This window comes from Rhodoblastus sp. (assembly GCF_041915505.1).
In the GTDB taxonomy this organism is placed as follows: domain Bacteria; phylum Pseudomonadota; class Alphaproteobacteria; order Rhizobiales; family Beijerinckiaceae; genus Rhodoblastus.
In genome coordinates this window covers 1-2213 of record NZ_JAYSBG010000472.1, presented here as the reverse complement: position 1 = coordinate 2213, position 2213 = coordinate 1, and the positions used below count along the sequence as shown (strand labels likewise).

The window sequence follows — 2213 nt, the reverse complement described above, 5'->3', positions numbered from 1 at the left end:
CAGGACTGCAGCACGGCCCGGGCGTTGGAAGCGCCGATTCCTTGGCCCTTGTCGGCCAGCGCCTTGACGTCATGGAAATAGTCGAACATCAGCAGGGTCTTCTTGAGGCCCTCGGCGGCGGCGGCGCCGACGTCCCCATCGGGAAGCAGCTCGATCAACGGCTTGATGTTGAAGCCGCCGAGCATGGTGGCGAGCAGTTTGGTGGCGAGCTTGCGCGAAACGAGCGCGTTCTTCTCTTCGCCCTTGGCCACGGCGTCGAGGAATCCGGCCTTGATCCGGGCGGCGTCGTCGACGCCCGCGGGCACGCGATGGGTCAGCAGGTCGACGAGAAACGCTTCTTCGCCCGACGGCGGATCGCGCAGCAGCGCGATCAGCGCCTCCGTCTGCTTCGCCGAAAGCGGCAGTGGCGGAATTCCAAGAGCAGCGCGTTCCGCCACATGAGCGCGATAGGTTTCAAGCATCGACATCATTGACTCTTTCTCTGCAAGTAAGCGTGCGCGGCGGGCCGATCGCCGCGCCTCGAAAGAAACACCGGATGCATAAAGGACAGCCGGGCCCTTCGCGTCAATTAACGTTCTTGCTAAGATGCCGGCCCGGGATAGGTCGCCGGTTATCCGGCGCTTACGTTCCGGGGCCACGAAAACCACGGCGCGTGCGTGGTCGGACCGGAAAACGCTCCGAAACGATGGCGCTTCGCCGTCATTTCACCCGCAATCAATTGCATTTGGCGCCAAGGCCGCCTAATCAGGCGGCGCAAGCCTGACGAGGGACCACCGACGGTCGATGCTCAAATACGCCAATCCGACGCATTTTCTTGCGCTTGCCGCGCGGCTCATTCCCTGGCTTGCCGGGGGCGCCGCGCTTTGCCTCGCCGCCGGCCTGTACCTGACCTTTTTCGTCGCGCCGGACGATTACCAGCAGGGCGCTTCGGTCAAGATCATGTATCTCCACGTGCCGTCGGCCTGGCTCGGCATGATGGGTTATATGGTGATGGCCTCGGCCGCGCTCGGCACTCTGGTCTGGCGGCATCCGCTTGCCGACGCCGCGCAGAAGGCCGCCGCCCCGCTTGGCGCCGCCTTCACCTTGATCTGCCTGGTCACCGGCTCGCTCTGGGGCAAGCCGATGTGGGGAACCTGGTGGGTCTGGGACGCGCGGCTGACCTCGGTGCTGGTGCTGTTCCTGATCTATCTCGGCCTGATCGGCCTGTGGCGCACCATCGAGGAGCCGTCGCAGGCGGCGCGCGCCGCCGCCATCCTGACCCTGGTCGGACTGGTCAATATTCCGATCATCAAATTCTCGGTCGACTGGTGGAACACGCTGCACCAGTCCTCGTCCGTGTTCCGCCTCGGCGGGCCGGCCATTTCCGGCTCCATGCTGTGGCCGCTGCTGATCATGGCGCTCGGCTTCACCTTGCTGTTCTTCACGCTGCATCTGATGGAGGTGCGCAACGAGATCCTGCGCCGCCGCCTGCGCCGGCTGAGCATTCTCGCGGCCAGCGCCGAGGATCCCGAACTGACGGCGGAGGCGGCGCAGTGAAGGATTACAGCTTCTATATCGCCGCCGCTTACGCCTTCGCGGCTCTGGTCGTGGGCTTCCTGATCGTGCGGATCGTGCTCGATTACCGCGCGCTGAAGCGCAAGCTGACGCGGTTCGGGCAGAAGGAGAACGGCCGATGAGCAGCGCATCCGACGAGGCCCCCGCCGGCGGCCGGCGCTGGCTGACGGCGCTTCCGCTGGTTCTGTTCGTGGCGCTGGCGGGCTTTTTCGCCTCGCGCCTCTTTCTCGGCCGCGACCCGTCCGTATTGCCTTCGGTGCTGATCGGTCATCCGGCGCCGGCGTTCAATCTTCCGGCCTTGCCGGGTTCGGGCAAGCCGGGCCTGTCCGACGCCGATCTGCGCCAGGGCGGCGTGACGGTGGTGAACATCTTCGCCTCGTGGTGCGGGCCGTGCCGGATCGAACATCCCAATCTGCGCAAGCTCGCCGACAACGAGGCTTTGCGGGCGATGGGCGTGCGGCTGGTCGGCGTCAATTACAAGGACGACCCGGCCAATGCGCTGAAGTTCCTGTCCGCCGACGGCAATCCCTATGCGGCGATCGGCGAGGATTCCAGCGGCCGGACCGGCATCGACTGGGGCCTGACCGGCGTGCCGGAAACCTTCATCATCCGGGGCGACGGGACCATCGCCTTCAAATATACCGGGCCGATCACCGAAG

At 65.5% G+C, this 2213-nt stretch carries 3 protein-coding genes and 1 pseudogene; 3 read left to right on the top strand and 1 reads right to left on the bottom strand.

The genetic code is table 11. From position 1 onward, the window contains the following. Positions 1-647 (bottom strand): annotated as a pseudogene (locus ACE3S9_RS18790) (hypothetical protein); the annotation flags it as partial. 136 nt (positions 648-783) lie between these two features. Here ACE3S9_RS18790 and ACE3S9_RS18785 point away from each other — a divergent pair. The 3 genes from ACE3S9_RS18785 to ACE3S9_RS18775 all read left to right on the top strand — a co-directional run. After that, positions 784-1536, top strand: coding sequence for a heme ABC transporter permease (locus ACE3S9_RS18785; RefSeq protein WP_374547998.1), 753 nt, complete (start codon positions 784-786; stop codon positions 1534-1536). After that, entirely contained in the window at positions 1533-1676 is a 144-nt protein-coding gene (ccmD, locus tag ACE3S9_RS18780) for a heme exporter protein CcmD (RefSeq protein ID WP_374547997.1), read from the top strand. Before ACE3S9_RS18785 ends, ccmD begins: the two co-directional genes overlap by 4 nt. Continuing rightward, positions 1673-2213 (top strand): DsbE family thiol:disulfide interchange protein (locus tag ACE3S9_RS18775; protein WP_374547996.1); only part of this gene is annotated, 541 nt, incomplete at its 3' end. The genes ccmD and ACE3S9_RS18775, both read left to right, overlap by 4 nt.

Excerpts from the sequence above, each read along its gene's own strand:
- ACE3S9_RS18785 (WP_374547998.1), top strand. The coding sequence starts at position 784 with ATGCTCAAATACGCCAATCCGACGCATTTTCTTGCGCTTGCCGCGCGG.